The 16,253-nt window shown below is 44.5% G+C and carries 7 protein-coding genes, 1 tRNA gene, 1 rRNA gene, 1 pseudogene and 2 other annotated features; of the genes and pseudogenes, 4 read left to right on the forward strand and 6 right to left on the reverse strand.

Going from position 1 to position 16,253, the window contains the following annotated elements; all coding sequences use genetic code 11:
- Positions 1-55 precede the first annotated feature (55 nt).
- From rrf to BQ7394_RS24315, 5 genes and pseudogenes are all read right to left on the reverse strand, one after another.
- Positions 56-166: ribosomal RNA gene (gene rrf, locus BQ7394_RS24295) — 5S ribosomal RNA — on the reverse strand.
- Positions 167-293: 127 nt separating this feature from the next.
- Positions 294-1,139: a sequence feature (23S ribosomal RNA rRNA prediction is too short), on the reverse strand.
- 1 nt (position 1,140) lies between these two features.
- Positions 1,141-1,876: a sequence feature (23S ribosomal RNA rRNA prediction is too short), on the reverse strand.
- Between the two features lie 181 nt (positions 1,877-2,057).
- Positions 2,058-2,131: transfer RNA gene (locus BQ7394_RS24300), tRNA-Ala, on the reverse strand.
- Positions 2,132-2,269: 138 nt separating this feature from the next.
- Positions 2,270-4,024: pseudogene (locus BQ7394_RS26665) on the reverse strand (SusC/RagA family TonB-linked outer membrane protein); the annotation flags it as partial.
- Between the two features lie 118 nt (positions 4,025-4,142).
- Positions 4,143-5,108 (reverse strand): FecR family protein, encoded by a 966-nt coding sequence (locus tag BQ7394_RS24310; RefSeq protein ID WP_075559751.1) that lies wholly within the window; start codon positions 5,106-5,108, stop codon positions 4,143-4,145.
- Positions 5,109-5,203: 95 nt separating this feature from the next.
- The gene (locus BQ7394_RS24315; RefSeq protein WP_075559752.1) at positions 5,204-5,767 is read right to left on the reverse strand and encodes an RNA polymerase sigma-70 factor; all 564 of its coding nucleotides are present in this window, start codon (positions 5,765-5,767) and stop codon (positions 5,204-5,206) included.
- Positions 5,768-5,987: 220 nt separating this feature from the next.
- Here BQ7394_RS24315 and BQ7394_RS24320 point away from each other — a divergent pair, with 220 nt between their 5' ends.
- Entirely contained in the window at positions 5,988-7,349 is a 1,362-nt protein-coding gene (locus BQ7394_RS24320; RefSeq protein WP_075559753.1) for a S41 family peptidase, read from the forward strand.
- Here BQ7394_RS24320 and BQ7394_RS24325 read toward each other — a convergent pair.
- A complete protein-coding gene (locus BQ7394_RS24325; protein WP_075559754.1) occupies positions 7,318-8,205 on the reverse strand; it encodes an AraC family transcriptional regulator in 888 nt (295 codons plus the stop codon). The genes BQ7394_RS24320 and BQ7394_RS24325 overlap by 32 nt on opposite strands.
- 130 nt (positions 8,206-8,335) lie before the next feature.
- Between BQ7394_RS24325 and BQ7394_RS24330 the strand changes: the two genes are divergently transcribed.
- The 3 genes from BQ7394_RS24330 to BQ7394_RS24340 all read left to right on the forward strand — a co-directional run bounded on the left by BQ7394_RS24330 (position 8,336) and on the right by BQ7394_RS24340 (position 16,159).
- A complete protein-coding gene (locus BQ7394_RS24330; protein WP_075559755.1) occupies positions 8,336-9,709 on the forward strand; it encodes a sugar porter family MFS transporter in 1,374 nt (457 codons plus the stop codon).
- 10 nt (positions 9,710-9,719) lie between these two features.
- Positions 9,720-13,007: a DUF5107 domain-containing protein gene (locus BQ7394_RS24335; protein ID WP_075559756.1), complete on the forward strand. Its 3,288-nt coding sequence runs from the start codon at positions 9,720-9,722 to the stop codon at positions 13,005-13,007.
- A 368-nt stretch (positions 13,008-13,375) separates the two neighbouring features.
- Positions 13,376-16,159 (forward strand): sugar-binding domain-containing protein, encoded by a 2,784-nt coding sequence (locus BQ7394_RS24340; RefSeq protein WP_075559757.1) that lies wholly within the window; start codon positions 13,376-13,378, stop codon positions 16,157-16,159.
- The last annotated feature ends 94 nt before the right edge of the window (positions 16,160-16,253 follow it).

Consider the following 16,253-nt stretch of genomic DNA (forward strand, 5'->3'; position numbering starts at 1 on the left):
GGAACCAACCTATCGATTGATTCCTTTCTACCTTTTCAGTCTTTCGACCTGACTAAAACGGCGGCTATCTACTCTCCCACTTTTACGCAGTACCATCGACGTGGTTGGGCTTAACTTCTCTGTTCGGAATGGGAAGAGGTGGATCCCCAACGCTATAACCACCTTAATTTCTTTTTAAGATGTTTGACCTTGGACAACGCTACTCTAATAGTAACCTTTCGCTATATGGCTTTGTTGTTACACTATACCACATCTGCTGATATATCAATCCTTCCTTCCGGAAAAAGAAAGTCTCGGGCTATTAGTACTACTCGGCTTCGACATTACTGCCCTTACACCTGTAGCCTATCAACGTCGTAGTCTACGACGACCCTTAAGGGATATCTTATCTTGAGGCTGGCTTCGTACTTAGATGCTTTCAGCACTTATCCAATCCAGACTTAGCTACCCGGCGGTGCACCTGGCGGTACAACCGGTAAACCAGTGGTCTGTCCAACACGGTCCTCTCGTACTAGTGTCAGAGCCTCTCAAATATCCTACGCCCACGATAGATAGAGACCGAACTGTCTCACGACGTTCTGAACCCAGCTCGCGTGCCACTTTAATGGGCGAACAGCCCAACCCTTGGGACCTTCTCCAGCCCCAGGATGTGACGAGCCGACATCGAGGTGCCAAACCGCTCCGTCGATATGAGCTCTTGGGAGCGATCAGCCTGTTATCCCCGGAGTACCTTTTATCCTTTGAGCGATGGCCCTTCCATACGGAACCACCGGATCACTATGCTCTAGTTTCCTACCTGATCGACTTGTATGTCTCCCAGTCAAGCACCCTTATGCCATTACACTCTACGACCGGTTACCAATCGGTCTGAGGGTACCTTTAGAAGCCTCCGTTACTCTTTTGGAGGCGACCACCCCAGTCAAACTACCCACCATACAGTGTCCCCACATTTCGCGGGTTAGAACTCAAACAACCAAAGGGCCGTATTTCAACGATGACTCCACAAATACTGGCGTACCCGCTTCATAGTCTCCGGCCTATCCTACACATTAGTTGCCCAAATTCAATGTAAAGCTATAGTAAAGGTTCACGGGGTCTTTTCGTCCCATCGCGGGTAATCGGCATCTTCACCGATACTACAATTTCACCGAGCTCACGGTTGAGACAGTGTCCAGATCATTACACCATTCGTGCAGGTCGGAACTTACCCGACAAGGAATTTCGCTACCTTAGGACCGTTATAGTTACGGCCGCCGTTTACTGGGGCTTCAATTCAATGCTTCTCTTGCGATGACATCTCCTCTTAACCTTCCAGCACCGGGCAGGTGTCAGGCTGTATACTTCATATTTCTATTTTGCACAGCCATGTGTTTTTGTTAAACAGTTGCCTGGACCTATTCTCTGCGCCCACCTTTGACAGTGGGACCCTTTATCCCGAAGTTACAGGGTCAATTTGCCTAGTTCCTTAACCGTGAATCACTCGAGCGCCTCAGTATTCTCAACCCAACTACGTGTGTCCGTTTACGGTACGGGTACTTTATTGATATGCTTAGCGGATTTTCTAGGGAGCCTGATTACGTCCATATTGCCTTGTACAAGTACTCGGCATACTGTCAGGTTCGACTCTCATGGCGGATTTGCCTACCACGATCGACGTCTACACCCTTTAACCATCTATTCCGTCAGATGGCAGGACTGTCACTTCTCCGTCTCCACATCGCTCAATAAAGTAGTATGGGAATATTAAACCATTCTTCCATCGGAATCGCCGTTCGGCTTATCCTTAGGTCCCGACTTACCCTGATCCGATTAACGTTGATCAGGAAACCTTAGTCTTTCGGCGAGGAAGTTTCTCACTTCCTTTATCGTTACTTATACCTACATTTGCTTTTCCAGTCGCTCCAACAAGGGTTATCCCTTACCTTCTACGCCACTGGAATGCTCCCCTACCATGTCTTACGACATCCATAGCTTCGGTAAACAGTTTATGCCCGAGTATTATCCACGCCAAACTCCTCGACTAGTGAGCTGTTACGCACTCTTTANACTGAGTGATGTGGAGAATAACGGATTCGAACCGTTGACCCTCTGCGTGCAAGGCAGATGCTCTAGCCAGCTGAGCTAATCCCCCAGGTTTCTCGTTTAGAGATTCTGTAGTCCCAGGCAGAGTTGAACTGCCGACCTCTACATTATCAGNTTGATGATCCACTACCGTATAGGCATTTTCGAATTTAACGGTCTTATTGAAGCCATAACGTTGTGCATACTGGGCTGTAAACTTCAGGCCGTCGATAATTTGTAATTCAGCCTTAATGTTTCCGATGAATAAATTGTTCCATTGCTTGTCTGTTCCACCCATTTCGGCCAGCATCAGCGGGTTGGCATTCTTATTTCCCAATCCGTAGCTACCGTCAGGATATTGCGGAACAACGAACTGTGTGGCATGATACATGGAGTAGAAAATACCCCCACCATTTTTATCGTATTCGTAGGCATCGAGAGGTGCTTTGGAATAACTGCTTCTGAAGTTGGCATCCGCCGATATCTTCAGCCGTTCGAAAGGTTTAAAGTCCGTGTTGACACGAATTTCTTTGATATCGGATTTATAGTTCGGAACAACACCGTCCTGATCGTAATAACGCAACGCCATCAAGCCTCTTGCTTTTTCGTTACCACCACTTACGGTAAGACTGTAATTCTGTTGCAGGGCAGAGCTGTAAACAGCATCCTGCCACTGGTTGGCTTTGCGGTATGTGATAGGGTCGCTTTTGTGATTAGCCTGCCATTCCTTGATAAAAGTGTCGGAATAGCGGGGAGCTTGTCCAGCATTCTGGAAAGCATAATTCTGCTGTTGCATATAAGTGACTGTTTCCATGTGTTCCGGTTTGTTGGTCACACTCTGGATACCCCAGTAAGTATTGAAATCTATTCTGATCTTACCTTCTTTTCCACGTTTGGTTGTTACGAGCACAACTCCGTTGGCGGCACGCGAACCGTAGATAGCTGTCGTAGAAGCGTCTTTCAGGATAGAAATACTTTCAATATCGTCCGGGTTGATATCGGAGATACGCTGTTCAACACCATCTACCAGCAATAAAGCCTCATTACGGTCAATATTTTTATCGTTGTTAATAGTAGTGATACCTCTGATACGAAGTGTAGTGCTGGCACGACCCGGTGATCCTCCCTTGTCCAGGATCGTTAAGCCCGGTGATACACCCTGCATAGAAGCTGTGGTACTATTGGCCAGGCGGTTGATGTTGTCGCTCTTGATATTACCGACAGCACCGGTTATGCTGACTTTCTTTTGCTGACCGTAACCGACAACCACGACTTCTTCCAATGCCTGTGTATCTTCTTTCAGCAGGATGGAAAAGTCAGACTGATTACCTGTAGCGATTTCTTGCGGTAGATAACCGATATAAGAGATTGATAAAGTAGCATTTACAGGCACTTCCAGAGTAAACTTTCCGTCTATATCGGTAATAGTACCATTGGTGGTTCCTTTCACCATGATATTAGCACCGATTACCGGATAGCCTGTGGGATCTTTTACGATACCGGTTACTTTCCTTCCTTCTTGACTGACGGTTACATTCTTGACCTTACTCAGCGAAATATATCCTTCGTTGAAGTTATATTTGATTTCACTGTCGCCCAAAGCCTCTTCAAGTACTTTTGATACAGGCTTGTTCTTAGCGTTTACATGCACCTGTTGTTGCATGTTGATTTCCTTTTCACTATACATAAATAAATAGTCTGTCTGCTTCTCGATCTCCTGGATAAACTCTTTGAGCGGCAGATCACTCTTACTGATGTTTACTTTGGCATTTTGTGAATGCAAAGTGGTCGCACTGATTTGGAAAACTGCGATTAATGTGAGAATTGTTGCGATTTTCATAATACGAATTATATGCTTTAATTCAAGATAAAAGGCACAATTGAATAATAGCAATAAGTTTTTTTTCATAACTTTGCTTGTACTTTTAAAGTTAATACTGTTTTTGACTTTTTGTGGATACATAAAAGAAAGGTATTGACTCCGGGGTAAGTGCTGGTAACACTTGCCCCATTTTTATACCATTCCTTCGGAAATGATTGTGTTTACTTCATAGGCATTCTCTTTTTTAATGAATATTATATTAGTATATTTTGATTTCTTCATTATTCTCTATTTTGTACCGGAAGTGATGCACTCCTTGTAATGCTTTAAGTATTCTTTCTATATCATCACTTTGCCTGAACTTACCGGATACATACTTGTCAATTTGGGCAGAGTCTTTCACTTCGAATTTTACCTTATACCATAAAGTGAGATAGTCCAGTATCTCGGAGAACTTTTTGTTGCTGAAATAGAATATTCCGCTTTTCAGGTATTCTTCATTATTGAATGCAGCGGTCGACTTTACGAGTACACCGTTTTTTACAGATACCATTTCGTCCGGTTTCAGGATTATCTGCTCTTCCGGTTGCTTGTTGTTGATTACCTGTACACTACCTTCCACGAGATTTGTCTCAAAACGTTTGCTCTTTGTGTAGGCAAAAACATTGAACCTTGTTCCGAGAACCTTGATGTTATAATCCTGTGTCTTTACGATAAACGGGCGTTTCACATCTTTTGTTACTGCAAAGAATCCTTCGCCATCCAGTTCAACTGAACGTTCGTCCTTGCTGAATTCACTCGGTATCCTGATGATAGAACGGGGACTCAGCCATGCTTCCGTTCCGTCTTGAAGAGTCATATAAATACGTTGTCCTGTCGGTACTTTTATCTGGGTATAAAGCGGTGCTTTTTCCTTTGGCGTGAACTTGTCGGTCAGTAACCAGGCGTTTACCAACAAGATTGCAGTGACAGCAGCATATTTAGCCAGATTGAGATAGAACCGACGGTTTTGTTTACGGTTGATCCGGTTCCCAAGCTCTTTCATCTTTCGTGAAGCCCATTCGTTGTCATTGCTCTGTTCGACCAACTTCGATATTGTAATCGTATTTTGCATACGGATAAATTCGGCTTTGCTGTCAGAGTCGGATTCTATCTGGTCAAGGAGTTCCTTCTTTTCCGTGTCTGAAAGTTCTCCGAGGAAGTATTTATCTAGTTGTTCGTTCATGCTTTTTAGTGCTCGTTCTGTTAATATGACGGATTGGTTCCAACCATCTACTAGTAGGAAACAGAAAAAAAATAGATTTTTTTTTGAGAAAGATTTTAGATGATGAAAATAAAGAGAGGAAGATAGTCTTTCAATTCGACTTTCAGTTTGCGTATGGCTGTTACGATGTGGTTTTGCACGGTGTGGACGGAAATATCCAGTTGTGTGGCTATCTCTTCATGTTTTAATCCGTTCATTCTGCTCAGAATGAACACCTGCCGGCATTTTTCCGGCAGGTGTTCGATCGCTTTAGCCAATAGGTTTTCTATTTCTTTTTCAGTGAAAATGTTTTCATCGAATTGCATCAATGCTTCCATCTTTAATTTCAACTCTCTTTCCTGGAGATTGTCCAGTGATTCTTTTTTGCTGTCGATGAATGTTTTGTGGCGGTAGAAGTCGATACATCTGTTTTTTGCCAGGGTGAAGAGGAAAGCATTGAGGTTGTTCAGAGAATCCAGCATATCCCGGTGTTCCCAGAGATACATGAAAATATCCTGAACGATATTCTCTGCATCTTCGGTGGATATGACATATTCCCGAGCGAAACGCACGAGCTTGGGGAAATATACCAGATATATTTTTGAGAATGTGTTCTTCTCTGTTCCTGAAAAGCTACTCATACCCTGTTTCCTTTAAGATTTGGATTTTCATATGATGCATATTTGCTCCTATGATAATTTCAATAAAAGGTTTATCTTTCTCCTGTATTGCATACAAATATACTTATATCCATTGAAAAGGGCTCTCCCAGACGGATAAATTTTTATTTAAGGAAGATCGGTGGTACAATTATCCATATCTTTGGTGGAAATAAAGACTTTGTTATAATTTGCAGGTATTATGAGAAACTTAGTAGCGGGTATTTTGATATTATTGTCTTTCATTGCATGTTCCGGTGGGAGTGATAAATATCTGTTAAGTGCAGGTGATATGAAAGAAGATATTCAATACTTCTTCCATTTGATAAGAGATATACATCCGGATCCGTATCAGCGTTATGATTCGATGACTTTTGTCGCATTGGAGGCAAAGATGATCGAATCTTGTTCGGAACCCATGACAAAAAAGGATTTTGGAAAGCGGTTGATGAAAATCAGAAAGTTCCTGGATGGGCATGTTGGTATTGAATTTCCTTCTTCTGATAAAAGGTATTATGATTTTCCGTATGTTGAATTTTGTGAAGATAAAATGCTCTTGGGAAGCGATACTTTATTGGCTGTAAAAGACTCTTTTGTTTCATTTACGGCTCTGGATATAGATTCGATGGTTCCATGGGATTTACCGGCCAGAATATCCAATGACAGTAAAAATATGTTATTGAATTTCTTGTTAAGTCCTGCGCTTACACGTACAAGGACGTATACAGGTGTTTTAAAAACGGCAAATGGTCTGCAGGATACGATTATCAGTGTTGAAGCTAACAGAAAAAAACAGGCCTCGGTTTACGATAAGCTTTATTCTTCTGTTTTTTATCCGGAAGATTCGATGGCAGTTCTTTATTATAATACATGTACGGTAGTGTATAATAAACAGAGTACGGAACAATACAAGTCCTTTGTTGACTCCTTTTTCAAAGAATTGGAAAGTAAGGGGATAAAAACGTTATTTATTGATGTTACGCATAATAATGGGGGAAGTGATGGCAGCAATGATATAGTAATGAATTATTTAAAAACAGATGTACATACTTTGAAAGCAAAGATGCTGGGGAAAAAGTCAGGAGTAAAAGCATTTCTTGATTCTGATCTGATGAAACATCTTTCTAGTGAGAATAAGGTAGAGGCTGATAAATGGGTACAATCATTCGGTTATCCAATTATGGAAAATGGGGTAGGGTATCGTGAAGAAACTATACCGGGCAATGACTCCGGTTATGATGGAAAAGTATTTGTAATAATGGGTAATGAAACGTATTCGTCGGGGGCTCATTTTTGTATGGCAATAAAGAGATCCAATGCAGGAATCTTAGTAGGAGAAATTGCAGGACAATATTATCCAATTTGTGGCAATGGGATCAAAGGATACCTGCCTAACTCAAAAATAATGTATCAAATGCCAACAACACAAACTATTTACGAACCAGCGACATTGTTTAAAGACGGATATATTTGTCCGGACATTCCCTATTCGTTGAAAGAGGAAATGGGGCCGGATGATTATAGGGAAATACTTACCCTTTCTTCTGTTTCTTGTACTCCCTAGGTGACATACCCATCACTTTACTGAATAACCGGGAGAAGTAGTAAGTATCTTCTATTCCTATTTTATAACAGATCTGGTTTATCTTCATATCTGTGAAGTCCAGCAGTTGGCAGGCCTGCTGTATTTTCAGTTGGTTGAAGTAAGTCAGTGGGGCATATCCGGTACGTTTACTGAACAGAACGGAGAAATGGGATGGTGAGTAACCGATATGAGTTGCCAGGTCGGCCAATGTCAGTTTCTTTTCCAGGTTCTCTTTCATATAATGGATGGCCGCTGTTACGATGTCGTTTGCATCCGATTCGTTGCGGGCCGCTTCGCGGTATTGTTGCAGGTAGCGTAAAGACCCCAGGTAATAATGGAAGGCGGAGCAGGCATAAAGAAGGTTCTCATGGCTGTATCCCATTTCCAGTGTGCGGAATATCTCTTCGAAAAGATCGTTCCGGTTACTGATGCGGGACTGGACACTCGGTTTGATTTCTATCGGACGACTGGCCTGCCCGGCAAAGTAAGAGGCTAGTTTCCCTTTGAAATGTATCCAGTAAATTGTCCAGGGATTATTCTCGTCCGAACCGTAAGCGTGAGGAACTCCCGCAGGCAGTATGAAATATTGATTTGCTTTTACCGTACATTCCTGTTCGCCGACGCGAAACCAGCCGGCTCCTTCTATACAATAAATAAAAACGAACTGGCTGACCGGTTCCGTACGTTCCCGGAAATGGTGCAAGGCTTTCGGATAATAACCTATGTCTGTAATATGCAGGATTGATGAAAGGGCATCTTTCTCCATCTCCTGCACAACCGATTGGGGAAGCACAAGTGCACGTTCGCCGCTAAAACCGTCTTTTAGTTTGATCATGGTACCAGATTTATAGATATTTGCAAAGATATGATTAAATCGGAATATTGTCCATCTATAAGCTGATTTTATCTATTTCGTTGTTGAAGAAAAGACTGTTTCTTTGCATTATAACTTTAATTCTATTGTCATGAAGCGAACAACAGCTTATTTATTACTTATCTGTCTCGTCTCAGCCATGGGAGGATTGCTATTCGGTTACGACTGGGTGGTGATCGGTGGTGCAAAGATATTTTATGAACCGTTCTTTGGGTTGGAAGGCTCCGCCGCTCTTCGCGGATGGGCTATGAGTAGTGCTTTGATCGGTTGCCTGGTGGGTGCATTGCTGTCCGGCGAATGGAGCGATAAATATGGACGGAAGAAGATGTTGATTATCGCTTCTTTCCTTTTTGTGTGGTCTGCCTACGGGACAGGGGCTGTCGACAGTTTTACCTGGTTTGTTATTTATCGTATAATCGGTGGATTCGGTATCGGTATTGCTTCGAACGTATCGCCGGTATACATCGCTGAGGTTGCTCCGGCTTCTGTCCGGGGAAAATTCGTTTCCCTCAATCAGCTGACGATCGTGTTAGGTATCCTGTTTGCACAGTTAGCAAACTGGCAGATCGGAGAATACTTTACACAAGGGGGCGAAACGCTGACGGCAAACAGTATCGAATGGGCGTGGCGGTGGATGTTCTGGGCGGAGCTGGTTCCGGCTGGTTTATTTTTTGTCCTTTCTTTTATTATTCCTGAAAGTCCGCGCTGGCTGGCAACCGTACAAAAGACCACACAGGCACGAGGCATTCTCCTGCGTATCGGTGGCGATGAGTATGCCGATCAGACTTTGAACGAATTAGCCCAATTGACCGATAAAAAGGAGGAAAAAGCAAACTGGAGTGCACTCTTGAAGCCGGGAGTCCGGAATGTATTGGTAATCGGGATCGTACTGGCCATCTTCCAGCAGTGGTGCGGTATCAATGTGATCTTCAATTATGCACATGAGATATTTTCAGAGGCAGGTTATGCCGTATCTGACGTCCTGATGAATATTGTAGTGACAGGTGTGACCAACGTAATCTTTACTTTCGTCGCTATCTATACGGTGGATAAATGGGGCAGACGTACCCTGATGTTTGTCGGTTCTGCCGGGTTGGCTATTATTTACGCGGTATTGGGTACCTGCTACTTCCTGGAAATGAGTGGTTGGCCGATGTTGCTGTTGGTAGTGATGGCAATTGCTTGTTATGCTATGTCGCTGGCACCGGTGGTTTGGGTGGTATTATCGGAGATATTCCCGGTACGGATACGCGGGATGGCAATGGCGATCTCTACCTTCTTCCTTTGGGTGGCCTGCTTCTTGTTGACCTATACCTTCCCGATACTGAATGAAGCGGTGGGCGCTTCGGGAACCTTCTGGCTGTATGGCCTTATCTGTCTGGGCGGATTCCTGTTTATCCGTGCAAAACTTCCTGAAACAAAAGGTAAAACTTTAGAGGAACTGGAAAAAGAATTAACGAAATAAATAGACTGAAATGACTGAAAATGTGAAAGTTTGGGAAGAAGATATCCTTCTTCCTACCTACGGTATTGGCAAAGCCGAAAAGAATCCGATGTTCTTGGAGAAGCGTGTTTACCAGGGAAGCAGCGGTGTGGTTTACCCTTATCCGGTGGTTGAAAAGATAGAAGATACCTGCGAGGAAAAGAGTTACCATGCTGTCTGGCTGGAAAACGAATATATAAAAGTGATGATTCTTCCCGAGCTGGGCGGACGGGTACAAATGGCGTACGATAAGATCAAAAACCGCCATTTCATCTATTATAACCATGTCATCAAGCCTGCTTTGGTCGGTTTGACCGGACCGTGGATCTCCGGTGGTATCGAGTTTAACTGGCCGCAACATCACCGTCCGAGTACGTTCCTGCCGATCGACTATACGATCGAACGTTGTGCCGATGGAAGTGCCATCGTTTGGGTAAGCGAACGCGAACGGATGTTCCATCAGAAAGGGATGGCAGGTTTTACCTTGCGTCCGGGACGTGCAGTATTGGAGATACAGGGAAAATTGTATAATCCGACTCCGGTTCCACAGACCTTCCTTTGGTGGGCCAACCCGGCAGTTGCCGTAAATGATGCCTATCAATCGGTATTTCCTGCCGATGTAAACGCCGTTTTCGATCATGGAAAACGGGATGTTTCGCGTTACCCGATTGCTACGGGCACTTACTATAAGATGGACTATTCGGCAGGCGTGGATATTTCCCGTTACAAGAATATCCCGGTTCCTACCTCTTATATGGCGATCCGTTCCAAATATAACTTTGTGGGAGGCTATGAGAACGATACCCGTGCCGGTGTCCTGCATGTGGCGAACCATCACATCTCACCGGGCAAAAAGCAGTGGACCTGGGGGAACGGCGATTTCGGACAAGCCTGGGACCGCAACCTGACGGATACCGACGGCCCTTATATCGAACTGATGACCGGTGTCTACACCGACAACCAGCCCGACTTCACCTGGCTGCAACCTTACGAAGAAAAAACATTCACCCAGTACTTCATGCCTTATCGCGAACTGGGTGTCGTGAAGAACGCCTCTTCCGATCTTCTGATGAACATAGAACCCGATGGAAAGGGCACTTTATTAAAAATATTTGCCACTTCGGTACAGAAGGATTTGCATATTACCATCGAAAAAGCAGGGGAGATCTGTCTCGATATTACCCGTGATATCACCCCCGAAAATGTACTGGAGGAGTTTGTCCCTGTCGACAGTCTGTGCGATGTGAAGGTTTGTATCTGTAATGCAAAAGGCAAACAGGTATTGACATGGGAACCTGAACCCGATGTGATCAAAGAAGTTCCCGAACCTGCGAAAGCAGCACTCGATCCGGCAGATGTACGGACTACCGAACAACTCTACCTGACCGGTCTGCATCTGGAACAGTATCGCCATGCCACCTATTCGGCTACGGATTATTATCGGGAGGCCATCCGCCGCGATCCGACCGATGTACGCAATAATAATGCAATGGGCTTGTGGCTGATCCGCAAAGGACAGTTTGCCCAGGCAGAACCTTATCTGCGTCAGGCGGTGAAGACATTGACCGAGCGGAATCCGAATCCGTATGACGGCGAACCGTTATACAACCTGGGTCTCTCCCTGAAATATCAGGGAAAGAATGAAGAAGCATACGACTTTTTCTATAAAGCTTGTTGGAATGCAGCCTGGCAGGATGCCGGTTATTATTCTCTCGCTCAATTATCAGCCGCAAAAGGAGAGTGGGAGGAAGCTCTTTATGAAATAGATAAATCCTTGCTCCGCAACTGGCATAACCTGCGGGGACGTCATTTGAAGGCTATTATTCTTCGTCACTTGGGACGAAACGATGAGGCGATTGCGTTGATCGACGAATCGTTGCGTATCGACCGTTTCAATTTTGGTTGCGGCTTTGAAAAGTCTCTGATAACCGGGAACGATTCCGATCTGAAAACATTGGTCGCTTTGATGCGTTCGGAAGGACATAATTATAGCGAGTTGGCACTCGATTATGCATCGGCAGGTTGCTGGGAAGAAGCATTGCAGGTGGCTGAGACGGCTATCGATTTACAGGTTGCCGATCAGACGATGTTACATTATTATAAGAGTTGGTTCCTGATCCGTCTGGATCGGAAAAAAGAGGCTTTGGCGGCAATCCGTGAGGCTGAACAGCAAATTCCCGACTGCTGTTTCCCGAATACGTTGGAAGCTATTCTGGCTCTCCAGGCCGTGATTGATTTTGCAGCCGAGGCTCCGAAAGCATTGTATTACCTGGGCAATTTGTGGTACGACAAACGTCAGTATCCGGAAGCGATTGCTTGTTGGGAAGCTTCGAAGAAACAGGATGAAACATTTCCGACCGTATTGCGTAACCTTTCGCTGGCTTATTTCAATAAACTGAATAAACAGGAAGAAGCAGTTGTTTTATTGGAGAAGGCTTTTGCCCTCGATCCGACCGACGCCCGTATTTTGATGGAGCTCGACCAACTGTATAAACGCTTGAACCGTCCGCATGCCGATCGGCTGGCTTTCCTGGATAAACACAAAGAAGTCGCTTTCGAGCGCGATGACCTGTATCTGGAATATGTAACCTTACTCAACCAGCTTGGACAGTATGAAGAAGCCATCCGAAGGATCGATACCCGCCAGTTCCATCCGTGGGAAGGGGGAGAAGGAAAAGTCCCTGCCCAATATCAGCTTGCCCGCGTAGAGTTGGTGAAGCAATTGTTGTCGGAAGAAAAATATCAGGATGCATTGAACCTGATAGAAGAATGTTTCGTCTATCCGCATAACTTTGGAGAAGGGAAACTGTACGGTGCCCAGGAGAATGATTTCAATTATTATAAAGCTTGTGCTTTGCAGGGATTGGGACGCAATGAAGAAGCAACCGAATTATTCCTCAAAGCCAGTGTCGGAAACAGTCAGCCTGCCGCCGCTATGTATTACAACGACCAGAAGCCGGATAAGATATTCTATCAAGGATTGGCATTGCGTAAACTGGGGCGTGAAGACGAGGCACGTGGTCGCTTCAACAATCTGATCTCCTATGGTGAAAAGCATGTATACGATGTCTTTAAGATGGATTACTTCGCCGTATCCCTGCCGGACCTGCAGATTTGGGAAGACGATATGAACAAAAAGAACCGTATCCACTGCAATTACCTGATGGCATTAGGTCATCTGGGCTTGGGAGATACCGAAAAAGCAATGAAGTATTTCGATATTGCTGCCGAAATGGATAATAACCATCAGGGAGTACAGATACATCGGGAAATGATTTAATTATAGAAAAAGATGAGTTTTTTTATGAGGTTCCGCCTCATGCCGCAGGCTCTCTTTTGCCGTCGGTTTTTAACCGACGGATAGATTAAATGTTCCGGCTTTGCCGGATTCCTCTGTGGGTTTTAACCCCATTGATACATAATGGTAGTCCCTGTTTTAAAGGGGCTTAAGCCCACATAGGAAGAGGCTTTGCCTCCTGATTATTAGTCCGTCAGCTGAAGCAGACGGCAAAAGAAAGCCTACGGCACAAGGCAAAGCCTTGTTGAAGACAATGACATGAATAGGCTCAAACCTGATAATAACTGTCACTTGTCAACTTCAGAAATGTTTCATTTCTGACAATAACCAAATTACTAAAATAATAAAATATGCTGAAGCAGTTTCTATTTGTATGTATATCTCTGATGGCATTTTCTGCTTGTAGGGAAACATCGCCGGTGATATCTTTAGCTGGAGAATGGCAGTTTGCGATGGATAGTACCGATGTTGGTGTATCGGAGAAATGGTTCGCTCGTTCGTTTGATGATAAAATCCAATTACCAGGAACGACAGATGAGGCAGGATATGGTGTTCCGAACGCCTTGCTGCCTTCTATCGGTAAGCCGCAGATACTTCATCTTACCCGTAAAAACAGTTATGTCGGTCCGGCATGGTATTCGCGTGAAGTGACGATTCCATCGGACTGGAAAGACAAATCCATCGAACTAAAGCTGGAACGTGTTATTTGGCAAACAAGGGTATGGGTAGATGGGAATCCCGTGTCCGGTAGCTGTGAGAGCCTGATCAGCCCTCATGTCTTCGATTTGACAGAGTACCTGACACCTGGAAAACATAAGTTAACTGTTCGCGTCGATAACCGGAAACAACACGATATCTCTGTCAACGACATGGCACATGCCTACACCAACGAAACACAGATCATGTGGAACGGCATCATCGGTGAAATTTCTCTTATGGCAAAAGAGGCCCTTTCCATCGAAGATTTACAAGTGTATCCGGACGTTTTCGGCAAACAAGTGCATGTGAAGGGTAAGATTAGTAATCGTGGAGAGACTACAAAAGGTATTTTGCAGGCAGTAGTGCAAAAACAGAAGAATAACCCTATTACAACCGTAACACGTGATATGGAATTCCCGTCGGGAGAAACATTATTGGATATCACCTGTCCGATGGGTGATTCGATGGAGGTTTGGAATGAGTTCACTCCGACATTATACCAATTGGATCTAAAGGTAGAAGCCGGTTCGGTGAAAGCCGGGCGAAGCACAAAGTTCGGTATGCGTGAATTCAGGCATAATCAATCGGATCTGTTGTTGAACGGCAATAAAGCCTTTTTGCGTGGAACACTCGAGTGTTGCATTTTCCCGCTTACCGGTCGTCCGCCAATGGAACCCGAGGGATGGAAGAAGGTCTTTTTGACGGCTCGCGAATGGGGGTTAAACCATCTGCGTTTCCACTCCTGGTGTCCGCCGGAAGCCGCTTTTCAGGTTGCCGACTCTTTAGGTTTTTATCTGCAGGTAGAACTTCCTCTCTGGTCGTTGAAAGTGGGACAGGATCAGAAAACAAATGAGTATCTGTATGCTGAAGCCGACCGTATCCTGTCGGAATACGGCAATCATCCCTCTTTCTGCTTCCTGAGTCTGGGGAATGAACTGCAACCGGATTTCAACTTCCTCTCTCAGTTGTTGAGTTATGTTAAAGAGAAAGATCCGCGTCATTTATATACAACCACCTCTTTCACTTTCGAACGTGGGCACGGAGACTGGCCTGAACCGAACGACGATTTCTTTATCACGCAATGGACTAAAAAAGGATGGGTACGTGGTCAGGGAGTATTCGATACGGAGTCCCCTTCATTCGACAAGGATTATGTAGCCTCTGTCGAGGGAATGACGGTTCCGTTGATCACCCATGAGGTCGGTCAATATTCGGTATATCCGAACCTGAAAGAGATCGAAAAATATACCGGCGTACTCGATCCTCTGAACTTTAAAGGAGTAAAACAGGAACTGGAAAAGAAAGGCCTGTTGGATAAAGCTGACGATTACTTGAAAGCTTCCGGTTACCTGGCAGCCATTCTATATAAAGAAGAGATCGAACGTGCGATGAAAACGGCCGGATGTAGTGGTTTCCAGCTTCTCGACCTACATGATTTCCCAGGGCAGAGTACGGCTTTGGTAGGGTTGTTGGATGCATTTTGGGATAGTAAAGGCGTAACCGATGCGGAAACATTCCGTCAGGCCAGTTCTCCTGTATCTCCTTTGGTACGTTTTCCGAAAGCTGTTTATACTACTAACGAGTCTTTTGTCGCGGCGGTAGAGATTGCTAATTTTACAGATAAAGAATTGAAAGATCAATCCGTATCTTGGTTGTTGAAAGATGATAAAGGAAAAGTGGTGAATAAAGGAATAATAACCTGTCCGTCACTTGCCATCGGATTGAACAAGCTGCCTGAAACGATCGATAGCCCACTGGATCAGTCTGCGGCAACCCGGTTAACCTTGTCCGTAGTTTTGGATAATACTCCTTACAAAAATGAATGGAGTATCTGGGTATATCCGGCCCGGTTGGACTTGGATAAGGGAGATATCGTCGTTACGCGTGACAAGAATGAAGCCGGGAAAGCATTAGCCGGAGGAAAGAAAGTCTTGTACAATCCGGACTATAAGAAAACGGTGGGATTGGAAGGAAAATTTGTTCCGGTATTCTGGAGCCCTGTACATTTCCCGAAGCAGGCCGGTTCAATGGGTATTTTGTGTGATGCCGGCCACCCTGCATTCGGAAATTTCCCGACAGGTAATTATACCGACTGGCAATGGTGGTCGTTACTGAAACAATCGAAGACAGTTGTTTTAGACAGCCTGCCTGCTGTCACTCCGCTGATCGAAGTAGTCGATAACTTCGCCAACAACCGTCGGTTATCCAACTTGTTTGAGACCAAAGTAGGAGAAGGCAAACTGATATTCTGCTCTATGGACTTGTTGTCCGACTGGGCACAACGTCCTGAAGCGCGACAGTTATATTTCAGCCTGCTTGAATACATGAAAAGCGATGCATTCAACCCTTCATCAGCGATGGAATCGAGTGTTTTATCTCGATTGCATACAGATAAAACGTATTCAGGTGCAATGAAACCGGAAGATATTTACTGATTTATTCATTGTTGCCGATTGCATTTCAAAATGTATAGCGTATATGGAGGTGATAATGTTGTTTTTTAAATAGATAGTCCATTTATGGAAAGTA

It is taken from the genome of Parabacteroides timonensis (assembly GCF_900128505.1).
GTDB classification, from domain to species: domain Bacteria; phylum Bacteroidota; class Bacteroidia; order Bacteroidales; family Tannerellaceae; genus Parabacteroides; species Parabacteroides timonensis.